General features: G+C 60.1%; 1 protein-coding gene. It reads right to left on the minus strand.

Annotated elements, in window-relative coordinates; genetic code table 11:
• Nucleotides 1-1,346: DUF7507 domain-containing protein (locus ACRC0P_RS03660; RefSeq protein WP_438628433.1), on the minus strand; the 1,346-nt coding region annotated here is incomplete at its 3' end.
• Nucleotides 1,347-1,447: the final 101 nt, after the last annotated feature.

Consider the following 1,447-nt stretch of genomic DNA (forward strand, 5'->3'; position numbering starts at 1 on the left):
GCGCTGTTGCCGCTCGGCGCGCCGGCAACTTTGCTCAAATCCAGAGCAGGCGAAGCCGTTAATGCCGTGCTGGTACTGTCATTGGCACTGACTGGATTACCGCCCGGATCAGTAGCGTTCGCCGTCGCCGTATTATCGACGGTACCAGCATCCACTTCCGCCTGGGTAATGGTATGGATACCGTTACAGGTGGCGATGGCGCCCGGAGCCAGGGTCGTGGTGTCGCAGGTCGCTATTGCATCCAACTGCGGGTCGTTTATGGCAATACTGTCGACGGTGACATTGCCCGTGTTAGTGACGGTAAAAGTGTAATCGATAGTGTCGCCGGCATTGTTGCCGCTGGGTGCACCGGCAACTTTGCTCAAATCCAGAGCGGGTGAAGCGGTCAATGCCGTGCTGGTGCTGTCGTTCGCACTGACCGGATTGCCACCCGGATCGGTGCCACTCGCCGTCGCGGTGTTGTCGACCTGGCCGGCATCCACTTCGGCCTGGGTAATGGTGTGGATACCGTTACAGGTGGCGATGGCGCCCGGGGCCAGGGTCGTGGTGTCGCAGGTCGCGACCGCGTCCAATTGCGCGTCAGCGATGGCGATACTGTCGACGGTGACATTGCCCGTGTTAGTGACGGTAAAGGTGTAGGCGATAGTGTCGCCCGCATTGTTACCACTGGGGCTGCCGGCAGTTTTGCTCAAGTCCAGAGCAGGCGAAGCCGTTAATGCCGTGCTGGTGCTGTCATTGGCACTGACCGGATTGCCGCCCGGATCGGTGGCGTTCACTGTCGCCGTATTATCGACGGTACCAGCATCCACTTCGGCCTGGGTGATGGTATGAGTACCGTTGCAGGTTGCGATCGCGCCCGGGGCCAGTGTGGTGGTGTCGCAGGTTGCTATTGCATCCAACTGCGGGTCGTTGATGGCGATACTGTCGACGGTGACATTACCGGTGTTAGTGACCGTAAAGGTGTAATCGATAGTATCGCCGGCGCTGTTGCCGCTCGGCGCGCCGGCTACTTTGCTCAAGTCCAGAGCGGGCGAAGCGCTCAGTGCCGTACTGGTGCTGTCATTAGCACTGACCGGATTGCTGCCCGGGTCGGTGCCATTCGCCGTCGCGGTGTTGTCGACGGTACCGGCGTCGACTTCGGCCTGGGTAATGGTATGGATACCATTACAGGTGGCGATGGCGCCCGGAGCCAGGGTCGTGGTGTCACAGGTCGCCGCCGCGTCCAGTTGCGCGTCGGTGATAGAAATACCGTCGATGGTGACGTTGCCGGTATTGGTGACGGTAAAGGTGTAATCGATAGTATCGCCGGCGCTGTTGCCGCTCGGCGCGCCGGCAACTTTGCTCAAATCCAGAGCAGGCGAAGCCGTTAATGCCGTGCTGGTACTGTCATTGGCACTGACTGGATTACCGCCCGGATCAGTAGCGTTCGCCGTCGCCGTATTATCGA

Source organism: Microbulbifer sp. (genome assembly GCF_051659245.1).
Classification (GTDB): Bacteria; Pseudomonadota; Gammaproteobacteria; order Pseudomonadales; family Cellvibrionaceae; genus Microbulbifer.